Origin of the sequence: Pseudomonas sp. A014 (assembly GCF_052378495.1) — a bacterium.
In the GTDB taxonomy this organism is placed as follows: domain Bacteria; phylum Pseudomonadota; class Gammaproteobacteria; order Pseudomonadales; family Pseudomonadaceae; genus Aquipseudomonas; species Aquipseudomonas machongensis.
Map to the genome: position 1 here is coordinate 4,890,035 of NZ_CP199001.1, position 19,702 is coordinate 4,909,736.

The following is a 19,702-nucleotide window of genomic DNA, read 5'->3' on the forward strand; positions in this document are numbered from 1 at the left end:
ACGGTAGGAGCGAACTTGCCCCGCGATAGGGCCGGAATAGACTCAACGCAGGTCGAAGGTGTCGGCATCCAGGTTCGCCGGGAACTTGGCCCGGTACGCCGCCAGGTCAGCGGCGCTCAACACCGCGCTGAACACCCCGTCGGCCTCCCCCGCACTCAGCAGGCTCTCGCCCTGGAAGTCCAGCACCTGGCTGTCACCCGAATAGGCAAAGCCTTTGCCGTCGGTCCCCACCCGATTCACCGCAGCCACGTAGCACAGGTTCTCGATCCCCCGCGCCGGCAGCAGCCGGTTCCAGTGCTGGCGCCGCGCGGCCGGCCAGTTCGCCGTGTACAGCAGCAAGTCGGTGTCCTGCGCGTCGCGGCTCCACACCGGGAAGCGCAGGTCGTAGCAGATCAGCGGGCGAACTCGCCAGCCCTTGAGCTCGAACTGCACCTGGCGCTCGCCAGGCGTGTAGTGCTTGTGCTCACCCGCCATGCGGAACAGGTGGCGCTTGTCGTAATGCAGCACCTCGCCGTCCGGTCGCGCCCACAGCAGGCGATTGCGATGGCTGCCGTCGGCGGCCTGGATGATCACACTGCCGGTGATCACCGCATCGATCTTCTTTGCCTGTGCCTTGAGCCACTTGTAGGTCGGACCCTGCTCGGGCTCGGCAAGGCGTTCGGACTCCATCGAGAAGCCAGTGGTGAACATCTCCGGCAGGATCACCAGGTCAGCGCCACGGGCCTGCTCCAGCAATACCTCGAAATGCGCATGGTTGCCCTCGCGGTCATGCCAGGCCAGGGTGGTCTGCACCAGGGCGAGCTTCAGGTTCGGCAGTTGACTCAGATCGCGCATAGTTTTTCCGCCGCCTGACGCAGCGTCTCCTCACGTTTGGCAAAGCACAGGCGCACCAGGCGTTGCTCGGGGATGGGGCGCTGGTAGAACACCGACACCGGGATGGTCGCCACGCCGTGTTCGCGGGTCAGCCACAGGGCCATCTCCACATCATTGAGGTCGGGACGGATCGCCGAGTAATCCACCAACTGGAAATAGGTGCCCGCGGTGCGGGTGAAGGCAAATCGGGATGTTTGCAGCAGGTCGCAGAACAGGTCGCGCTTGGCCTGGTAGAAGCCTGGCAGTTCGTCGATATGCTCCGGGTGTTCGGCCATGAAGTCGGCCAGCGCCCATTGCAGCGGCGTCACGCCGCAGAAGTTGACGTACTGGTGGACCTTGCGCAGCTCAGCGCTCAGCGCAGGCGGTGCAATCACATAGCCGGTCTTCCAGCCGGTGACGTGGTAGGTCTTGCCGAACGAGCTGACCACAAAGGCCCTCGCATACAGCTGCGGGTGAGCCAGCACGCTGGCATGGCGTACGCCGTCGTAGACCAGGTGCTCGTAGACCTCGTCGCTCACCAGGTAGATGTCGCGCTCGGCAATCAAGGCCGCAAGCTGGTCGAGGTCTTCACGGGTGATCAGGGCGCCGCTGGGGTTGTGCGGCGAGTTGAGGATGACCATGCGCGTGCGCGGGGTCAGGGCATCGCTGAACTTCTGCCAGTCGATGCGAAAATCGCCATCGCTCAGTTGCACATGCACGCAGCGACCACCGGCCAGCTCTACCGACGGCTCGTAGCTGTCGTACGACGGGTCGAAGACGATCACCTCGTCGCCAGCCTGGATCACCGCCTGGATCGCACAGAAGATCGCCTCGGTGGCGCCAGGCGTGATGGTCACTTCCTGATCGGCGTCCACCTGGGCGCCATAAAGCCGAGCGATCTTCGCCGCGACCTGCTGCCGTAACACCGGTAACCCGGTCATCGGCGCGTACTGGTTGTTGCCAGCGGCCACGTGTCGGCCGACCGCATCGAGCAGCGGCTGCGGGCCATTGAAATCGGGGAAACCCTGGGACAGGTTGAGCGCGCCGGTTTGCGCGGCGAGCTGGGACATGGTGGTGAAGATGGTCGTGCCGACGTTCGGCAGTTTGCTGCGGATCATGGAGCCCTCTTTCCTGCGGGGTGGTCCGGCACGGGGTGGAGTCCGAGCATAGCGGATCGGGCAGGCAGGAAAAAGGTTGAAACATTTAACGGCTCATTCGTGGCCAAGCCCGCTCCACAGGTCGTTCACAGATCTCAATGCCTGTGCCATACCCAATGGGAGCGGGCTTGCCCGCGAAGAAGCAGACGCGAGAATCAGCGCTTGTCTTTGCGCTTCTTCTCAGCCTTCTTGTGGTGCGACATCAAGCGACGCTTCTTGTTGACCTGGCGATCGGTGAGGGTGTTCTTGTTGCCCTCGTACGGGTTCTCGCCGCCCTTGTACTCGATGCGGATCGGCGTACCGACCAGCTTCAGCACACGGCGGTAGGTGTTTTCCAGGTAGCGCGAGTAGGAACGCGGGATCTTGTCGGTCTGGTTACCGTGAATCACGATCAGCGGCGGGTTGGCGCCACCCAGGTGGGCATAGCGCAGCTTGATCCGACGACCATTGACCAGCGGCGGCTGGTGCTCGCTGATCGCATCTTCGAGGATCTGGGTCAGGCGGCTGGTCGGCCAGCGGGTGACCGCCGACTTGAACGCGGCCTGCACCGACTTGTACAGGTGGCCAACGCCAGTGCCGTGCAGGGCGGAGATGAAGTGGATATCGGCAAAGTCGACGAAGAACAGCCGGCGCTCCAGCTCGGTCTTCACGTAGTCGCGCTCGCCCGGCTCCATGCCGTCCCACTTGTTCAGGGCAATGACGATGGCACGGCCGGCGTCCAGGGCGAAGCCCAGCAGGTTCAGGTCATGGTCGACCACACCCTCGCGCGCGTCCATGACGAAGATCACCACGTTGGCGTCCTTGATCGCCTGCAGCGTCTTGACCACCGAGAACTTCTCGACTTCCTCGTGGATCTTGCCGCGTTTGCGCACCCCGGCAGTGTCGATGAAGGTGTACTTCTCGCCATCACGCTCGAACGGGATGTAGATACTGTCGCGGGTGGTGCCCGGCTGATCGTAGACCACCACGCGCTCTTCACCGAGCATGCGGTTGACCAGCGTGGACTTGCCGACGTTGGGGCGACCAATGATGGCGATCTTGATGCCATCCTTCTCGCTTGGGCCTGGGATACGCACCGCTTCCTCGCCTTCGGCGACCTCGGCATCCAGCGCTTCCTCGACCTGGTCGCGCGGGATGTGGCCAAGCACGGCTTCCATCAGCGCGTTGATACCACGGCCTTGCGAGCCAGCGACCGGAATGGCGTTGCCCATACCCAGCGGCGAGAACTCGGCGCGGGCGACATCGGCATCGATGTTGTCGATCTTGTTGGCGACCAGGATCGCCTCTTTGTTCCGCTTGCGCAGGTGCTCGGCGATCATCTGGTCAGCGGCGGTCATGCCGGCGCGGGCATCGACCAGGAACAGCACATAGTCCGCTTCTTCGATGGCCATCAGCGACTGCTCGGCCATCTTCTCGTCCATGCCCACTTCGTCGCCGGTGATACCGCCGGTGTCGATGAGGATGAACGAACGACCCTGCCAACTGGCATCGCCGTACTGGCGGTCACGAGTCAGGCCTGACAGGTCGCCGACGATGGCATCGCGGGTCTTGGTCAGGCGGTTGAACATGGTGGATTTGCCGACGTTCGGCCGTCCCACCAGGGCGATTACGGGAACCATGCGGCTCTCCATTCGTGAATTCTTGAAAATGCAAAGGCCGCTGCAAGGCAGCGGCCGGAGTTCGGGCGGCGCTTCCTGCGCCGCAGCCTGAAACCGATGACGGTCTCAAGCATAGCTTCAGCGGATGGTCAGTGCCTCGAGCTTGCCGCTGTTGCCATAGACATAAATGGTGTCGCCGACCACCAGGGGACGGGCGCGCAGGCCATCGCTGTCGATACGCTCACGGCCGACGAAGCGACCATCGACCTGGCTGAGCAGGTGCAGGTAACCCTCGAAGTCACCCACCGCGACATAGCTGGAGAACACTTCCGGTGCCGACAGTTGGCGACGGGCCATGGAGTCGTTGGTCCACAGCGCCGAAGACGAACGCTCATCGACGCTCTCGACGGTGCCCGAAGCTTCGCTCACGTAGACGTTGCCAAAGCCCTGGGCGACACCGACGTAGCTGGAGGCATCGCGCTGCCACAGTACACGGCCGCTTTCCAGGTCCAGGCCCGCGACGCGACCCTGGTAGCTGGTGACGTACAGGGTACCACCGGACAGCAGCAAGCCACCGTCGATGTCCACCACGCGGTCCAGCTCGGAACGGCCTTGCGGCACGGCCACGCGGGCTTCCCACACCGGCACGCCGTTCTGCGTGTCGACCGCAATCACCTTGCCGGTGGACAGGCCAGCCACCGCCAGGCGATTGGTGACGATCGGCGCGCCGGTACCACGAAGAGTGAGTACCGCAGGCGAGCTCTCGTAGATCCAGCGGCGATCACCGGTGCTGAAGTCCAGGCCGATCAGACGGTCGTCCTGGGTTTGCACCACCACCACATCACCGTTGGTCGCCGGCGGAGCCAGCACTTCGCTGGTGACGCGCGAGCGCCAGCGCTCTTCACCGGTGCTGGAGTCCAGGGCGATGACTTCACCCTTGAGGGTACCCATCATCAACAGGCCGTAACCCACGCCGACAGCGCCGGAAACCGGCACCTCCAGGTCCTTCTTCCACACCACGTCACCGTTGCTGCGGTTCAGGGCGAAGACCTTGCCGTTGACGTCGGCGGCGTAGATGCGGTCGTTCTCGATGGCCGGCACCAGGGTGTTGTACTTGTCACCCTGGCCGTCACCGATCGAACGGCTCCACTGTTTCTTGAGCACCACCTCTTCGGTGAACTTGGTCAGTTCGGCCGGGGGCAGTTCCTTCTTGCTGTTGCTGCTGCAACCCGCGGCCAGCACGGCCAGGGCGAGCACTGCTGCTTGTTTCCAACCGGTCACTTCACGCGTCCCCTTTGGCCAGGTCATCCAGCTTCAGTTGCAGGCCACCGATCGCGGCGTCGTCGGACAGCGCGGCCTTGGCTTTTTCATACGCACCGTGGGCATCGTCGGCACGGCCCAACTGGACCAGCAAGTCACCCTTGAGCTCCTCGCGGCTGGCCAGGAACGCCTTGTCGGCATCACCGTCGAGCAGCTTGAGGGCCTCCTCGGCCTTGTCCTGGGCAGCGAGCACACGGGCCAGACGCTGGCGCGCGATCTCGCCGAGGGTGGCATCGGCCGGCTTGTCCATCACGTTCTTGAGCTCGGCGGCGGCATCGTCCAGCTTGCCGCTGTCGACCGCGACCTTGGCCACGAACAGGCTGCCGTACTGGGCATAGGCCGAACCGCCAAATTCGCTCTTGAGCTTGCCGGACAATTCGGCGACCTTGGTCGCATCCGGCTTGCCGTCAGGCGTCAGGGTAGTTTCCAGCAACGCCTGGTACAGCGCCGAAGCGCCTTGCGACTGGTTGCTCTGGTACTTGTGCCAGGCCTGCCAGCCCATCACCACCGCGGCGGCGAGCAGGGCACCGGTCAGCAGCGGCTTGCCGTTGCGGTTCCACCAGTCCTTGGCTGCGGCCAGGCCATCATCATCGGTACTCGACACCCCAATACTCCTTTTCAGCAATTCGGCTGTTTGACCGCTTCACGCCTGCGCGAGAGCAGCTTGCAGGTGCTCGGCCAGAGCATCCCAGGCAATGTTCTGTTGTTCGCCCTGGCCACGCAGGGGCTTGAAACCTACCACTTGTTGCGCCAGCTCGTCGTCCCCCAGGATCAGGGCGAACAGCGCCCCGCTCTTGTCGGCCTTCTTGAACTGGTTCTTGAAGTTGCCACCACCGGCGTTGACCGCCAGGCGCAGGCCCGGCAGGCGATCGCGCAGTTGCTCGCTGATCTTCAGGCCCGCCAGCTCCGCCTGCTCGCCGAAGGCGCACAGATAGACATCCAGCGTGCGGCTGATCGACTCGGGCACCTTGCCCAGCGTCTCGATCAGCAACAGCAGGCGCTCGATACCCATGGCGAAGCCCACGCCAGCCGTCGGCTTGCCGCCCATCTGCTCGACCAGGCCATCGTAGCGGCCACCAGCGCAGACAGTGCCCTGGGCACCGAGCTTGTCGGTCACCCACTCGAACACGGTCTTGCTGTAGTAGTCCAGGCCACGCACCAGCTTGGTGTTGATCACGAACGGGATTCCGGCAGCGTCCAGGCGGGCCTTCACGCCCTCGAAGTGCACGCGGGACTCTTCGTCCAGGTACTCTTCGAGCTTCGGAGCGCCCACCAGGGCGGCCTGGGTGCCTTCGTTCTTGCTGTCCAGGATGCGCAGCGGGTTGCTCTGCAAACGACGCTTGCTGTCGTCGTCCAGCTGATCGATACGTTCGCTGAGGAACTCGACCAGCGCGTCGCGATAGCGCGCACGGGCTTCGCTGGTGCCCAGGCTGTTGAGCTCGAGCGTGACCGCGTCCTGGATACCCAGGCGCGCCCAGAGGCGCCAGGTGAGCATGATCAGTTCGGCGTCGATGTCCGGACCGGCCAGGTTGAATACCTCTACGCCGATCTGGTGGAACTGGCGATAGCGCCCCAGTTGCGGGCGCTCGTGGCGGAACATCGGGCCGACATACCAGAGTTTCTGGACCTGGCCGTTGCCGATGATGCCGTGCTCGAGCACAGCACGCACACAGGCGGCAGTGCCTTCGGGACGCAAGGTCAGCGAGTCCTTGTTGTCCTGAAAGGTGTACATCTCTTTTTCGACGATATCGGTGACTTCACCGATCGAGCGCTTGAACAGCTCGGTGAACTCGACGATCGGCGTGCGGATCTGGCTGTAGCCGTAGCCGTCCAGCAGGCCGGCCACGGTGCCTTCGAAGTAGCGCCACAGGGGCGACTGCTCGGGCAGGATGTCGTTCATGCCACGGATGGCTTGCAGCGATTTGCTCACGAAAAGTCCTTACGAATCTGTCTATCAGCCGCGGGCGATAAGCGCCGCGTCGGCCTCGACCTTCTCGGCCGCTTTCTGGCGGATGAGCTTTTCCAGCTCATCGACCAGGTTGTCATTGGTCAGCTTCTGCGCCGGCTTGCCATCGATGTACACCAGGTTGGGGGTGCCACCGGTCAGGCCGACGTGGGATTCCTTGGCTTCGCCCGGGCCGTTGACCACGCAGCCGATCACCGCGACGTCCAGCGGCACCAGCAGGTCTTCCAGGCGCCCTTCAAGCTCGTTCATGGTCTTGACCACATCGAAATTCTGCCGCGAACAGCTCGGGCAGGCGATGAAGTTGATGCCACGCGAGCGCAGGTGCAGCGACTTGAGGATGTCGTAGCCGACCTTCACTTCCTCGACCGGATCGGCAGCAAGCGAGATGCGAATGGTATCGCCAATGCCTTCGGCGAGCAGCATACCGAGGCCGACGGCGGATTTCACCGTCCCCGAGCGCAGACCACCGGCTTCGGTGATGCCCAGGTGCAGCGGCTGCACGATCTGCCTGGCCAGCAGGCGGTAGGCTTCGACGGCCATGAACACGTCGGAGGCCTTGACGCTGACCTTGAAGTCCTGGAAGTCGAGGCGGTCAAGGTGCTCGACATGGCGCAGCGCCGACTCGACCAGCGCAGCCGGGGTCGGTTCGCCGTACTTTTTCTGCAGGTCCTTTTCCAGCGAGCCGGCATTGACGCCGATGCGAATCGGGATACCGCGGTCGCGAGCGGCATCGACCACCGCGCGTACGCGGTCTTCACGGCCGATGTTGCCCGGGTTGATGCGCAGGCAGTCAACACCAAGCTCGGCGACGCGCAGGGCAATCTTGTAGTCGAAATGGATGTCGGCGACCAATGGCACGCTGACCAGTTGCTTGATCTTGCCGAAGGCTTCGGCCGCGTCCATGTCTGGCACCGAGACGCGGACGATGTCGACACCGGCGTCGACCAGGCGCTGGATCTGCCCAACGGTGGCGGCGACATCATTGGTGTCGGTGTTGGTCATGCTCTGTACCGCGATGGGTGCATCACCACCCACCGGCACATTGCCGACCCAGATTTTGCGGGATTCGCGACGTTTGATCGGAGATTCGCCGTGCATGACTTACTGTCCCAACTTCAGGCGAGCGGTCTCGCCACTGGTGAACGGGGCGACATCGACGGCCTGACCGTTGTAGCTGACCTGAGCGCCGCGGGCAAAGCCCAGGCGGACCGCAAACGGCGGCTTGCCGGTCAGTTCCAGGCTGTCACCCTTGCGCTTGATCGCGCTGAACAGCACCTTGCCGTTGCCATCGGTGACCTGGGTCCAGCAATCGGCGGTGAATTGAATGGCGACCTTGCCATCGCCAGCAGCAACCACGGCAGGCTCGGCAGCAGCGGGAGCGGTCGGTGCGGCGTGGGTGGCAGGCGCGGTCGGTGCGGGCATGGTGGCCGGCGTGTGGGTCTGGGCAGGAGCCTGGGCAACCGGAGCGGCTGGAGCGGCGGCTGATGCCGAGGTGGCCGGGTCGCTCTGCACAGGCGCCTCGGCGGCGGGTTCGGTCGGAGCCTGCTCAAGCGGCAGTGGCGCGCTTTCAGGCTGCTGGCCAGCAGTCACGGCCTGATCTTCCGGCTCGTCAAGCGGGTGGATCTGGGTGGTACCGTCGGCGCTTTCGACCTCGACATGCTCCAGGGCGATCTTGGCCAGGTCCTTGCCACGCAGGCTGCTCTGGTCCTGCCACCAGAAGAAGCCGCCACCGACCACAGCTACCAGCAGCAACAGGCTGACGACACGCAGGATGTTGTGCGAAAGGCGCACCGGCTCCTCGATACGACCAAGGGCGTGCACTTCGCTGCCCTTGGCGTGAGTCCCGGTGATCTGGTCGAAAGCCTCGACGAGCGGCGCCTGATCCATGTCCATGAGCTTGGCGTAGGCGCGGATATAGCCGCGCGCGAACGTGTGTCCGGGAAGCTTGTCGAAGGCGCCGGTTTCCAGGTTGTTCAGCGAAGTGACCGTGAGATTCAGCTTACGGGCGACCTCGGCCTGCGACCAGTTCCGGTTCTCGCGGGCCTGGCGCAAGACATCACCGGGATTCTGCTGAATCGCTGCTGCTGCTTCGGGGTGCGCGGCTTTCATCGTTGCTCCGACAGGTATTGCTGATATTCCGGCGTACCGGGATAAAGTCGTTGTAATTTCTTGCCCAGCTCGGCCGCGGTGCCGTGCTCTTCGAAGACTCGGGCGAGGCGGCTGCCCAACAACAGACTGCGGGCGTCATGATCGCCTTGCTGGCTGAAACGTTCGTAGTAGTCCCGGGCCGGCACATAATGCCTGTTTTCGTAGGACAACTCAGCCATTTCCAGCAGCGCTCGTGGTTGCCGTTGATTGAGCCGCAGGGCCTTGTCCAGGTATTCGTGCGCCTGCTCGCGGCGCCCCTGCTTGAGTGCGGTCAGGCCAAGGTTCTCGTACACCCGGGAGCGCTCAGGATACAGGGTATCGGCGGCGGCTTGGCGAAACATCTGCTCTGCCTGGCGAAAATGCCCTTGAGCATATAGGAAACTGCCGTAGTTGTTGCGAATCCGCGTGTCATCCGGGTGTTGCGACAAGGCTTCGCGGAAATGGCCATCCGCCAGATCGGGCTCGCCCTGGGCCTGAAAGACCAGGGCCAGGGCGGCGTGTGCATCGGCATCACGGCTGTTCAACGCAAGCGCCCTTGCCAGCGGGGCCTTGGCTTGCTCAGTCATGCCTTGTTGCAAATACCCCAGGCCCAACTGCACGTAGGCACGCCCTGCCTCCGCCCTGCCCTGTCGGCTGGAAAGCGGATCACCTGCACCGCCGGACACGCAGCCGGCCAGCAGCAAAAGCGACAGGATCGACAGCGCGGCGCGCAGGGTCATCGGCGGAGTCCGTCAGTGGCGCGCAGCGCTGTCTTGCAGCTCGCTGCCATCGGCGTTGATCTGGCGCACGGCGATGTAGCGTTCGCTGCGGCGGGTGCGGTCCATTACCTGCCCCACCAACTGGCCACAGGCCGCGTCGATATCTTCGCCGCGGGTGGTGCGGGTGGTGACGTTGAAGCCGCCGTGGTGCAGCAGATCCTGGAAGCGACGGATCGCATTGTTGCTGGGGCGCTCGTAACCGGAGTGCGGGAACGGGTTGAACGGAATCAGGTTGATCTTGCACGGCACGTCACGCAGCAATTCGATCATCTGCGCGGCATGCTCAGGCTGATCGTTGACGTCCTTGAGCAAGGTGTACTCGATGGTGAGCACCCGCTTGCCACCGAGCGTGGACATATAGCCCATGCAGGACTCGAGCAGCATCTTGAGCGGGTACTTCTTGTTGATCGGGACCAACTGGTTGCGCAGCGCGTCGTTGGGCGCATGCAGCGACAACGCCAGCGACACGTCGATGTGCTTGGCCAGCTCGTTGATCATCGGCACGACACCCGAGGTGGACAGGGTGACGCGACGCTTGGAAATGCCATAGCCCAGATCGTCCATCATGATCTTCATCGCGGCGATGACATTGTCGAAGTTCAGCAAGGGCTCGCCCATGCCCATCATGACCACGTTAGTGATAGCGCGGTCGATCTTGGCCGGGACGGTCCCGAAGGATTTGTTGGCAAGCCACACCTGGCCAATCACTTCGGCGGCGGTGAGGTTGCTGTTGAAGCCTTGCTTGCCGGTGGAGCAGAAACTGCAGTCCAGGGCACAGCCGGCTTGCGAAGAAACGCAGAGGGTACCGCGGTCGTCGGTGGGAATGTAGACGGTCTCGACGCAGCTGCCGGAGGCAACGCGGACTACCCATTTACGGGTACCGTCGGCGGAAATGTCCTCGCTGACCACTTCCGGGGGGCGAATCTCGGCAACGGCCTCGAGCTTTTCGCGCAAGACCTTGCCAACGTTGGTCATGTCCGCAAAGTCGGACACGCCAAAATGGTGAATCCATTTCATCACCTGACCGGCACGGAAGCGCTTCTCCCCGATCGAGTCGAAGAACTGTTCCATTTCCGGCAGGGTCAGCCCCAACAGGTTGATTTTGCCAGTAGATGTCGTCATGGATTCACCCTCACTCGTAAGCTTTCGCTTAGCGAGTGGTTACCTCGGTAGCAGCGAAGAAGTAAGCGATTTCGCGAGCTGCAGCGGCTTCGGAGTCCGAACCGTGAACGGCGTTGGCGTCGATCGACTCGGCGAAGTCGGCACGGATGGTGCCTGGAGCGGCTTCTTTAGGGTTGGTGGCGCCCATCAGCTCACGGTTCAGAGCGATGGCGTTCTCGCCTTCCAGCACCTGGACAACGACCGGGCCGGAAGTCATGAAGGCAACCAGATCACCGAAGAAGCCACGAGCGCTGTGCTCGGCGTAGAAGCCTTCGGCTTCGGCCTTCGACAGCTGCTTGATTTTCGAAGCGACGATTTTCAGGCCGGCTTCTTCGAAGCGAGTGGTGATCTTGCCGATGACGTTCTTGGCAACTGCGTCAGGCTTGATGATGGAGAAAGTACGTTGAACAGCCATGGAAAACTCCAGAATTTGAGTGTTGCGAAAAATTAAACCCGCGAATTATACGCGGGTTCCAGGGGATTGCCTAACCTGCAGAGACGCTCAGTCGGCTTCTTCGATCCAGGCCGCCTGGATGGCCTCGAGCACTTTCTCACCGCCGCGTGACGGATCGTCGCTGAACTCTGGCAAAGCCAGCACCCAACGGTGCAGATCGACGAAATTCACATATTTAGGATCGACGTCCGGCTTGCTTTCCGCAAGCTGGATGGCGATCTCAAGTACATCAATCCATTTCAGGCTCATGCTGAAAACCTCAGTGCGGCGCTTCGGCAGCGTGGTTGAGCGAGTATTTCGGAATCTCGATGGTGATGTCTTCATCACCCACGATCACCTGGCACGCCAGGCGAGACTGCGCTTCCAGGCCCCAGGCCTTGTCCAGCATGTCTTCTTCCAGCTCGTCGGCTTCTTCCAGCGAGTCGAAACCTTCACGCACGATGCAGTGGCAGGTGGTGCAGGCACACACGCCACCGCAGGCGCTTTCCATCTCGATATGGTGCTCGTGGGCCAACTCCAGGATGTTGGTCCCTGGCTCCACTTCGACCACCAGCCCATCCGGGCAGAACTTCTCATGCGGCAGGAAAATCACCTGGGGCATCGGTTACTCCTCGATCTCATTCAGGTTGCGCCCGGCCAGTGCGGCTTTGACCGTCGAATCAAGGCGACGGGCGGCAAAGGCATCGGTCACCTGCGACAGACGCTTGGTCTGTTGCTCGATGGCAGCGCCATCGGTGCCGCTAAGCAAATCACGCAATTCTTGCATCTGGAAGGCGATGGCCTCGCGCTCGTCAGCACTGAGCAGACGCTCGCCATCGGCATCCAGGGCGCCCTGCACCGCTTCGAGCAACCGCTCGGCATCGACCTGGTGCTCGCGCAACTGGCGCGCCTGCTTGTCGGAGCCTGCGTGCTCGAAGGAGTCCTTGAGCATACGAGCGATCTCGCCGTCGGTCAGGCCGTACGACGGCTTGACCTGGATGCTCGACTCCACGCCCGAGCCCAGTTCGCGGGCCGCGACGCTGAGCAGACCGTCGGCATCGACCTGGAAGGTCACGCGGATCTTCGCTGCACCGGCCACCATCGCCGGGATGCCGCGCAGCTCGAAGCGGGCCAGCGAACGACAGTCGCTGATCAGCTCGCGCTCGCCCTGCAGGACGTGAATCATCATGGCCGACTGGCCATCCTTGTAGGTGGTGAACTCCTGGGCGCGAGCCACGGGAATCGTGGTGTTGCGTGGAATCACCTTCTCCATCAACCCGCCCATGGTCTCAAGACCCAACGACAGCGGGATGACGTCCAGAAGTAACAATTCGCCACCCTCGCGGCGATTACCGGCCAGGGTGTCGGCCTGGATCGCGGCACCAATGGCGACGACCTGGTCCGGATCGATCGAGGTCAGCGGAGCGCGGCCGAACAGCGTGCCGACGGCTTCACGCACACGCGGCACGCGCGTCGAGCCACCGACCATCACCACCGCGCCGACCTCTTCCAGCTCGACACCGCTGTCGCGCACGGCGCGGCGGCAGGCCTTGAGGCTGCGGGCGATCAGAGGTTCGATCATGGCTTCGAAGGTGGCACGGCTGAGCTCGCCCTGCCAGGCGCCATGGGCGACGCTGACGGTATCGGCGTCGGTCAAGGCCTCTTTGGCGGTACAGGCCGTCTGCAGCAGTTGACGCTGGGTCGCCGGGTCGAGATCGGCGGACAGACCGGCCTGCTCGATGATCCAGCCGGCAATGGCGTGGTCGAAGTCATCGCCGCCCAGAGCAGTGTCGCCCCCCGTGGCCAGCACTTCGAAGACGCCCGCGGTCAGGCGCAGGATCGAAATATCGAAAGTGCCGCCCCCCAGGTCGAAGATCGCCACCACGCCTTCGGCGTTCTGGTCCAGGCCATAGGCCACGGCGGCAGCGGTCGGCTCGTTGAGCAGGCGCAACACGTTCAGGCCAGCCAGACGCGCCGCGTCCTTGGTGGCCTGGCGTTGGGCGTCGTCGAAATAGGCCGGCACGGTGATGACCGCCCCCACCAGTTCGCCACCGAGGGTTTGCTCGGCGCGCAGACGCAGGACCTTGAGAATGTCGGCTGACACCTCCACCGGGCTCTTCGGCCCCTGGACGGTGTCGATGAACGGCATGTGAGACTCGCCGCCAACGAAGCGATAGGGCAGTTGCTCGCCCAACTGCTTGACGTCGGCAAGACCGCGCCCCATCAGGCGCTTGACCGAAAGCACGGTGTTCAGCGGGTCGCTGGCGGCTGCATCACGAGCCGCCTGGCCAACGTCGCTGTGCCCGGGCAAATAGCGCACTGCGGACGGCAGGATGACGTTGCCCTGGGCGTCGGGCAGGGGCTCGCTGCGACCGCTGCGCACCGCAGCGACGAGAGAGTTGGTAGTACCCAGGTCGATACCCACCGCCAGGCGACGCTGGTGCGGCTGGGGGCTCTGACCGGGTTCGGCGATCTGCAGTAGGGCCATGCTTATCTGAATACCTTAGGCGTCATCACGGGCAACGCCGGGGTTAATCGTCGAGGCGCTCTTCGAGTTGGCGCACTTCTTGGGCGAGCTTGTCGAGAAACTGCATGCGGCGCATCAGGCGCTCGGCCCTGTCGCGCTCGGCAGCTTGATCCCAGCAGGCGGCGAAATCCTCGTTGAGCGTGTCCTGGGCGACCTTCAGGCGCTTCTTGAACACGGCAACACCGTCGAGGTCGGCTTCGTCCTGCAGCTCTTCGAGTTCTTCGCGCCACTGCATCTGCTGCAGCAGGAAGTCGGGGTCGTGGACCGTGACTTCCTGGGGCACTTCGTGACCGCTGACGGCCAGCAGATAACGCGCGCGACGCGGCGCGCTGCGCAGCGTCTGGTAGGCGTCGTTGAGTGCTGCGGACTTTTCCAGGGCGACACGCTGCTCACGCTCGGAGGCGTCAGCGAAGCGGTCCGGATGGACCTCGCGGGCCAGCTCACGATAACGGGTGGCCAGCTTGTCGAGGTCCAGGCGAAAGCCCGGCTGCAGGTCGAACAGGGCGAAATGGCAAGGAGTACCCACGTCAAGCCTCAGACATTGAAGCTTTCGCCGCAGCCACACTCACCGCGCACGTTGGGGTTGTTGAACTTGAAGCCTTCGTTCAACCCCTCCTTGACGAAATCCAGCTCGGTGCCATCGAGATACACCAGGCTCTTTGGGTCGATGATGACCTTCACGCCATGGTTCTCGAACACCTGATCCTCGTCGGCCAGCTCGTCGACGAACTCCAGCACGTAGGCCAGGCCCGAGCAGCCGGTGGTGCGCACGCCCAGGCGGATGCCTTCACCCTTGCCGCGCCCATCGAGGGAGCGGCGAATGTGGTTGGCGGCGGCTTCTGTCATGCTGATAGCCATCGGAACTCCTTACCTCGCGGCGACTTAGATCAAGCCTTTCTTCTGCTTGTAATCGCGAACGGCTGCCTTGATGGCATCCTCGGCGAGTACCGAGCAGTGGATCTTGACCGGCGGCAACGCCAGTTCTTCGGCCAGCTGGGTGTTCTTGATGGTTTCGGCTTCGTCCAGGGTCTTGCCCTTCATCCACTCGGTGGCCAGGGAGCTGGAGGCGATGGCCGAACCGCAGCCGTAGGTCTTGAACTTGGCATCTTCGATGATGCCTTGCTCGTTGACCTTGATCTGCAGACGCATCACGTCACCGCAAGCCGGGGCGCCGACCATGCCGGTACCGACGTCCGGATCTTCGGCGTCCATCTTGCCGACGTTGCGCGGGTTTTCGTAGTGGTCGATGACCTTTTCACTGTATGCCATGGTGCAATTCCTTCCTCATCAGGGAGCCGCTCTTGCTGGCGACTGCTTAGTGGGCGGCCCACTCGATCTTGGAGATGTCGACGCCGTCTTTGTACATGTCCCACAGCGGCGACAGTTCACGCAGTTTGTTCACTGCCTTGCAGACTTCCTGCGCGGCGTAGTCGACTTCTTCTTCAGTGGTGAAGCGACCGAAGGAGAAGCGGATCGAGCTGTGCGCCAGCTCGTCGTTGCGGCCCAGGGCGCGCAGTACATAAGACGGCTCGAGCGACGCGGAGGTGCAGGCCGAACCGGAAGAGACGGCGATGTCCTTGAGCGACATCAGCAGCGACTCGCCTTCGACGTAGTTGAAGCTCAGGTTCAGGTTGTGCGGAACGCGCTGGGTCTGGCTGCCGTTGACGTACAGCTCTTCAAGGTCGGAGACCTGCTTGAAGAAGCGGTCGCTCAACGCCTTGATGCGGACGTTTTCAGCGGCCATTTCCTGCTTGGCGATGGCGAAGGCCTCGCCCATGCCCACGATCTGGTGGGTCGGCAGGGTGCCCGAACGCATGCCGCGCTCATGGCCACCGCCGTGAATGATGGCTTCCAGGCGCACACGCGGCTTGCGGCTGACGTACAGCGCGCCGATGCCCTTCGGGCCGTAGACCTTGTGCGCCGAGAACGACATCAGGTCGACCTTGGTCTTCTGCACGTCGATTTCGACCTTGCCGGCCGACTGAGCGGCATCGACGTGGAACAGCACGCCGCGCGAGCGGGTCAGTTCACCGATGGCGGCGATATCGTTGATCGAGCCGACTTCGTTGTTCACATGCATCAGCGAGACGAGGATGGTGTCGTCGCGCAGCACTGCCTCGACCATCGCCGGGGTGACGATGCCGTCTTCACCGGGTTCGAGGTAGGTGACTTCGAAACCTTCGCGCTCGAGCTGGCGAGCGGTGTCGAGGACCGCCTTGTGCTCGATCTTGGAGGTGATGATGTGCTTGCCCTTGGTCTGATAGAAGTGCGCGACACCCTTGAGCGCGAGGTTGTCGGACTCGGTGGCACCGCTGGTCCAGACGATTTCGCGCGGGTCGGCGTTGATCAGCTCGGCGACCTGGCGGCGGCCATTCTCGACCGCCTCTTCAGCGCGCCAGCCGAACACGTGGGAACGCGAGGCCGGGTTACCGAAGTTTCCGTCGACCAGCAGGCAGTCGGCCATTTTCTGGGCGACGCGGGGATCGACCGGGGTGGTCGCGGAGTAATCGAGGTAGATCGGCAACTTCATTGAGTATCTCCTATCAGGCGTTGGCGTCGCTCGTCGCTGCATCAGTCGACGGCGGACGTCTCAATCTTGTCCAGCTGGGCAACGCGACCGGCGACTCGACGCAGGTCCTGGCGCTGGGCGACTTCCTGCACCTCACGGCGCATGACGAGGTCGGACAGGCTGATGCCGCTGAGGAATTCGTGGATCTGCTGGCTGAGGTCGCACCACAGGTGGTGGGTCAGGCAGGTATCACCGGCGTGGCAATCCCCGAGGCCTTGGCAGCGAGTGGCGTCTACCGACTCGTTGACCGCGTCGATTACCTGCGCCACCTGGATGGTTTCCATGCCCCGCGACAGCTGGTAGCCGCCACCCGGACCGCGCACGCTGGATACCAGGCTGCTGCGGCGCAGCTTGGCGAACAGCTGTTCCAGATAGGAGAGGGAGATGCCCTGGCGCTCGGAAATGTCGGCCAAGGATACCGGCCCATGCTGCGCGTGCAACGCCAGGTCGAGCATGGCGGTGACGGCGTAACGGCCTTTGGTAGTCAATCGCATGGCTATGGGTACCACGGGAGTTACAGGATGTGTGCGAGTATGCGATTCCCGAGCATTTAAGTCAACTATAAGACCTAGTGCTTTAGTCGGGTTTGCATGCGGGAAGCGGGCGCGATGATAGCAGACAAGGGGCGCGAGCACACGCCCCGTGTATCAGCCGGGCGTAATCAATGCGACGGAGTGTCGCTCTGCGCAGCCTGCTTGACCTCGGCGAAGTCTTCTTCCGGCAGCGCCGGCAGGGCCTTGGCACAGTAGTCACTGCCCAGGTTGGTCAGCGCCCCGCACATGCCCTCCAGGCGCTCGTCGACCGCCTGCAGGTGGTCGAGCATCTGGCCGATGGCGCGCGCTACCGGGTCGGGCATGTCGCCACTGACGCCGTAGGCATCGAAGCCGATCTTCTCGGCCATGGCCTTGCGCTTGGCCTCGACCTCACTGTCTTCGGTCTTGACGATGATCCGCCCCGGGATCCCGACTGCCGTGGCGCCGGCCGGCACGGCCTTGGTCACCACCGCATTGGAGCCGATCTTGGCCCCGGCGCCAACCGTGAACGGGCCGAGCACCTTGGCGCCCGCCCCCACCACTACGCCGTTTTCCAGGGTCGGGTGTCGCTTGCCCTTGTTCCAGCTGGTGCCGCCGAGGGTAACGCCCTGGTAGAGCGTGACATCATCGCCGATCTCGGCGGTCTCGCCGATGACGATGCCCATGCCATGATCGATGAAGAAGCGCCGGCCAATGGTGGCGCCCGGATGGATCTCGATGCCGGTCATCCAGCGCCCGAAGTTCGACACCAGGCGCGCCAGCCATTTGAAGTCGCGTTTCCACAGGGCATTGCCCAGGCGATGCAGCCAGATGGCATGCATCCCGGGGTAGCAGGTCAGTACCTCGAAGGCATTGCGCGCCGCCGGGTCACGATGAAACACACTCTGGATATCTTCACGCAGACGCTCGAACATTGTTTCTAGTCCTTCCGCTTGTGCGCATCACCCCGTGCGACCTTCTGGGTCTCGGTGAGGATGCCGCGCAAAATGCTCATTTCCGAACGATTGACCGAGCTGCGCCCATACAACCGGCGCAGGCGCGCCATCAGGTGCTTGGGCTTCTCAGGGTCAAGAAAGCTGATGTCCACCAGGGTCTTTTCCAGGTGTTCGTAGAACAGCTCCATTTCGTCCAGGGTGGCCAGCTCATCGCTGGCATCGACCTTCTCGACCTTCGCCGGCGCACCTTGCGCCGCCAGCCATGCGGTACGCACCTCGTAGGCGAGCACCTGGACCGCGGCGGCAAGATTCAGCGAGCTGAAATCGGGGTTCGATGGAATGTGCACGTGGAAGTGACATCGCTGCAGTTCGTCATTGGTCAGGCCTGCGTGTTCACGACCGAACACCAGGGCGATCTCCTCGCCAGCGGCCGCACGCGCGACGCTCTGCACCCCGCATTCGCGCGGGTCGAGCATCGGCCACGGCATGCTGCGATCACGGGCGCTGGTACCAATCGCCAGGCTGCAACCGGCCAGCGCCTGCTCGAGCGTATCGACCACAATGGCGCCGTCCAGCACATCGTCGGCACCAGAGGCACGGGCACTGGCGTCTGCCGCGGGGAAATCCAGTGGCTGGACCAGCACCAGGCGCGACAAGCCCATGTTTTTCATGGCACGAGCAGCGCCGCCGATGTTGCCGGGGTGGCTGGTATTGACCAGAACAACACGAATATTCTGCAGCAAGGTGTCGAGCTCACGGATGCCTATAAAGGGGGGAACGATCTTACCTAAGCGACGGGCGTAACGCCACGAATGCGAATGTCACCCTTCTGCCGGAACAGTTTTCTGATAGACTAGGCGGCTTTCTTCTTTAACATCTCCAGGTGAAACGCCCATGCAGCCTATGCTGAATATCGCCCTGCGCGCCGCTCGCAGCGCCAGTGAACTGATTTTCCGCTCCATCGAACGCCTGGACAGCATCAAGGTCGACGAGAAAGAGGCCAAGGATTACGTCTCCGAGGTCGATCGCGCCGCCGAGCAGACCATCGTCAACGCCCTGCGCAAGGCTTACCCGAACCACTCGATCCAGGGTGAAGAGACTGGCCTGCACGCCGGCTCCGGCGAGGAAGGCAAGGACTACCTGTGGATCATCGATCCACTGGATGGCACCACCAACTTCCTGCGTGGCGTTCCGCACTTCGCGGTCAGCATCGCCTGCAAATACCGCGGCCGCCTTGAGCACGCGGTCATCGTCGATCCGGTCCGCCAGGAAGAATTCACCGCCAGCCGCGGTCGTGGCGCCCAGCTCAACGGTCGTCGCCTGCGCGTCAGCTCGCGCACCAGCCTGGAAGGCGCCCTGCTGGGTACCGGCTTCCCGTTCCGCGACAGCCAGATGGCTGACCTGGACAACTACCTCGGCATGTTCCGCGCCCTCACCGGCCAGACCGCCGGCATCCGCCGCGCGGGTTCCGCCGCCCTGGACCTGGCCTACGTTGCCGCTGGTCGTTTCGACGCCTTCTGGGAGTCGGGCCTGTCCGAGTGGGACATGGCCGCAGGCGTACTGCTGATCCAGGAAGCGGGCGGCCTGGTGAGCGACTTCAACGGTGGCCACGACTTCCTCGACAAAGGCCACATCGTTGCCGGCAACATCAAGTGCTTCAAGGCGGTACTGACCGCCATCCAGCCGCACCTGCCGGAAAACCTCAAGCGCTGAGCCAGGGCTTAGGATGCAAAAAAAGCACCCCG

Annotated in this window: 22 protein-coding genes; 1 reads left to right on the forward strand and 21 read right to left on the reverse strand. The window is 63.2% G+C overall.

The genetic code is table 11. From position 1 onward, the window contains the following. Window positions 1–42 precede the first annotated feature (42 nt). The 21 genes from ACTYOL_RS22735 to trmJ all read right to left on the reverse strand — a co-directional run bounded on the left by ACTYOL_RS22735 (window position 43) and on the right by trmJ (window position 18,700). Window positions 43–834: an amidohydrolase gene (locus ACTYOL_RS22735; protein WP_444757092.1), complete on the reverse strand. Its 792-nt coding sequence runs from the start codon at window positions 832–834 to the stop codon at window positions 43–45. Next, on the reverse strand, window positions 822–1,970 hold the full coding sequence (locus ACTYOL_RS22740; protein ID WP_151925204.1) for a pyridoxal phosphate-dependent aminotransferase: 1,149 nt from the start codon (window positions 1,968–1,970) through the stop codon (window positions 822–824). Before ACTYOL_RS22740 ends, ACTYOL_RS22735 begins: the two co-directional genes overlap by 13 nt. 194 nt (window positions 1,971–2,164) lie before the next feature. After that, window positions 2,165–3,628 carry a ribosome biogenesis GTPase Der gene (der, locus tag ACTYOL_RS22745; RefSeq protein ID WP_054892576.1) on the reverse strand — a complete coding sequence of 488 codons (1,464 nt, stop codon included), beginning with the start codon at window positions 3,626–3,628 and terminating at the stop codon, window positions 2,165–2,167. 117 nt (window positions 3,629–3,745) lie between these two features. After that, window positions 3,746–4,888 (reverse strand): outer membrane protein assembly factor BamB, encoded by a 1,143-nt coding sequence (bamB, locus tag ACTYOL_RS22750; protein WP_054892575.1) that lies wholly within the window; start codon window positions 4,886–4,888, stop codon window positions 3,746–3,748. A 1-nt stretch (window position 4,889) separates the two neighbouring features. Beyond that, a complete protein-coding gene (locus ACTYOL_RS22755) occupies window positions 4,890–5,531 on the reverse strand; it encodes a tetratricopeptide repeat protein (RefSeq protein WP_153773236.1) in 642 nt (213 codons plus the stop codon). A gap of 39 nt (window positions 5,532–5,570) precedes the next feature. Beyond that, entirely contained in the window at window positions 5,571–6,857 is a 1,287-nt protein-coding gene (hisS, locus tag ACTYOL_RS22760) for a histidine--tRNA ligase (protein ID WP_054892557.1), read from the reverse strand. A 24-nt stretch (window positions 6,858–6,881) separates the two neighbouring features. After that, on the reverse strand, window positions 6,882–7,991 hold the full coding sequence (ispG, locus tag ACTYOL_RS22765) for a flavodoxin-dependent (E)-4-hydroxy-3-methylbut-2-enyl-diphosphate synthase (RefSeq protein WP_054892556.1): 1,110 nt from the start codon (window positions 7,989–7,991) through the stop codon (window positions 6,882–6,884). 3 nt (window positions 7,992–7,994) lie between these two features. Next, window positions 7,995–9,002 (reverse strand): RodZ domain-containing protein, encoded by a 1,008-nt coding sequence (locus ACTYOL_RS22770; RefSeq protein WP_197892309.1) that lies wholly within the window; start codon window positions 9,000–9,002, stop codon window positions 7,995–7,997. Continuing rightward, the gene (pilW, locus tag ACTYOL_RS22775) at window positions 8,999–9,760 is read right to left on the reverse strand and encodes a type IV pilus biogenesis/stability protein PilW (RefSeq protein WP_197892311.1); all 762 of its coding nucleotides are present in this window, start codon (window positions 9,758–9,760) and stop codon (window positions 8,999–9,001) included. Before pilW ends, ACTYOL_RS22770 begins: the two co-directional genes overlap by 4 nt. Before the next feature lie 12 nt (window positions 9,761–9,772). Beyond that, complete coding sequence (gene rlmN / locus ACTYOL_RS22780) at window positions 9,773–10,921, reverse strand: 23S rRNA (adenine(2503)-C(2))-methyltransferase RlmN (RefSeq protein ID WP_054892553.1); 1,149 nt, start codon at window positions 10,919–10,921, stop codon at window positions 9,773–9,775. 28 nt (window positions 10,922–10,949) lie between these two features. Continuing rightward, the gene (gene ndk / locus ACTYOL_RS22785; RefSeq protein WP_011532343.1) at window positions 10,950–11,375 is read right to left on the reverse strand and encodes a nucleoside-diphosphate kinase; all 426 of its coding nucleotides are present in this window, start codon (window positions 11,373–11,375) and stop codon (window positions 10,950–10,952) included. 87 nt (window positions 11,376–11,462) lie between these two features. Next, window positions 11,463–11,663: a Fe-S cluster assembly protein IscX gene (gene iscX, locus ACTYOL_RS22790; RefSeq protein WP_027920277.1), complete on the reverse strand. Its 201-nt coding sequence runs from the start codon at window positions 11,661–11,663 to the stop codon at window positions 11,463–11,465. Between the two features lie 10 nt (window positions 11,664–11,673). After that, window positions 11,674–12,015 carry an ISC system 2Fe-2S type ferredoxin gene (gene fdx / locus ACTYOL_RS22795; RefSeq protein WP_063546067.1) on the reverse strand — a complete coding sequence of 114 codons (342 nt, stop codon included), beginning with the start codon at window positions 12,013–12,015 and terminating at the stop codon, window positions 11,674–11,676. 3 nt (window positions 12,016–12,018) lie between these two features. Then, the gene (gene hscA / locus ACTYOL_RS22800; protein WP_200603851.1) at window positions 12,019–13,881 is read right to left on the reverse strand and encodes a Fe-S protein assembly chaperone HscA; all 1,863 of its coding nucleotides are present in this window, start codon (window positions 13,879–13,881) and stop codon (window positions 12,019–12,021) included. Window positions 13,882–13,924: 43 nt separating this feature from the next. Continuing rightward, complete coding sequence (hscB, locus tag ACTYOL_RS22805) at window positions 13,925–14,446, reverse strand: co-chaperone HscB (RefSeq protein WP_054892551.1); 522 nt, start codon at window positions 14,444–14,446, stop codon at window positions 13,925–13,927. Window positions 14,447–14,454: 8 nt separating this feature from the next. Beyond that, the gene (gene iscA / locus ACTYOL_RS22810) at window positions 14,455–14,778 is read right to left on the reverse strand and encodes an iron-sulfur cluster assembly protein IscA (RefSeq protein WP_003248536.1); all 324 of its coding nucleotides are present in this window, start codon (window positions 14,776–14,778) and stop codon (window positions 14,455–14,457) included. 24 nt (window positions 14,779–14,802) lie between these two features. Further along, entirely contained in the window at window positions 14,803–15,189 is a 387-nt protein-coding gene (iscU, locus tag ACTYOL_RS22815; RefSeq protein ID WP_003443374.1) for a Fe-S cluster assembly scaffold IscU, read from the reverse strand. A 46-nt stretch (window positions 15,190–15,235) separates the two neighbouring features. Beyond that, window positions 15,236–16,450, reverse strand: coding sequence for an IscS subfamily cysteine desulfurase (locus ACTYOL_RS22820; protein WP_054925565.1), 1,215 nt, complete (start codon window positions 16,448–16,450; stop codon window positions 15,236–15,238). A 41-nt stretch (window positions 16,451–16,491) separates the two neighbouring features. Beyond that, window positions 16,492–16,983, reverse strand: coding sequence for a Fe-S cluster assembly transcriptional regulator IscR (gene iscR, locus ACTYOL_RS22825; RefSeq protein WP_054892549.1), 492 nt, complete (start codon window positions 16,981–16,983; stop codon window positions 16,492–16,494). Between the two features lie 167 nt (window positions 16,984–17,150). After that, the gene (gene cysE / locus ACTYOL_RS22830) at window positions 17,151–17,936 is read right to left on the reverse strand and encodes a serine O-acetyltransferase (protein ID WP_054892548.1); all 786 of its coding nucleotides are present in this window, start codon (window positions 17,934–17,936) and stop codon (window positions 17,151–17,153) included. 5 nt (window positions 17,937–17,941) lie between these two features. Beyond that, complete coding sequence (gene trmJ / locus ACTYOL_RS22835; RefSeq protein ID WP_054892547.1) at window positions 17,942–18,700, reverse strand: tRNA (cytosine(32)/uridine(32)-2'-O)-methyltransferase TrmJ; 759 nt, start codon at window positions 18,698–18,700, stop codon at window positions 17,942–17,944. 151 nt (window positions 18,701–18,851) lie between these two features. Between trmJ and suhB the strand changes: the two genes are divergently transcribed. Next, window positions 18,852–19,670, forward strand: a complete 819-nt coding sequence (suhB, locus tag ACTYOL_RS22840) for a type III secretion system regulator SuhB (RefSeq protein WP_054892546.1) — start codon at window positions 18,852–18,854, stop codon at window positions 19,668–19,670. Window positions 19,671–19,702: the final 32 nt, after the last annotated feature.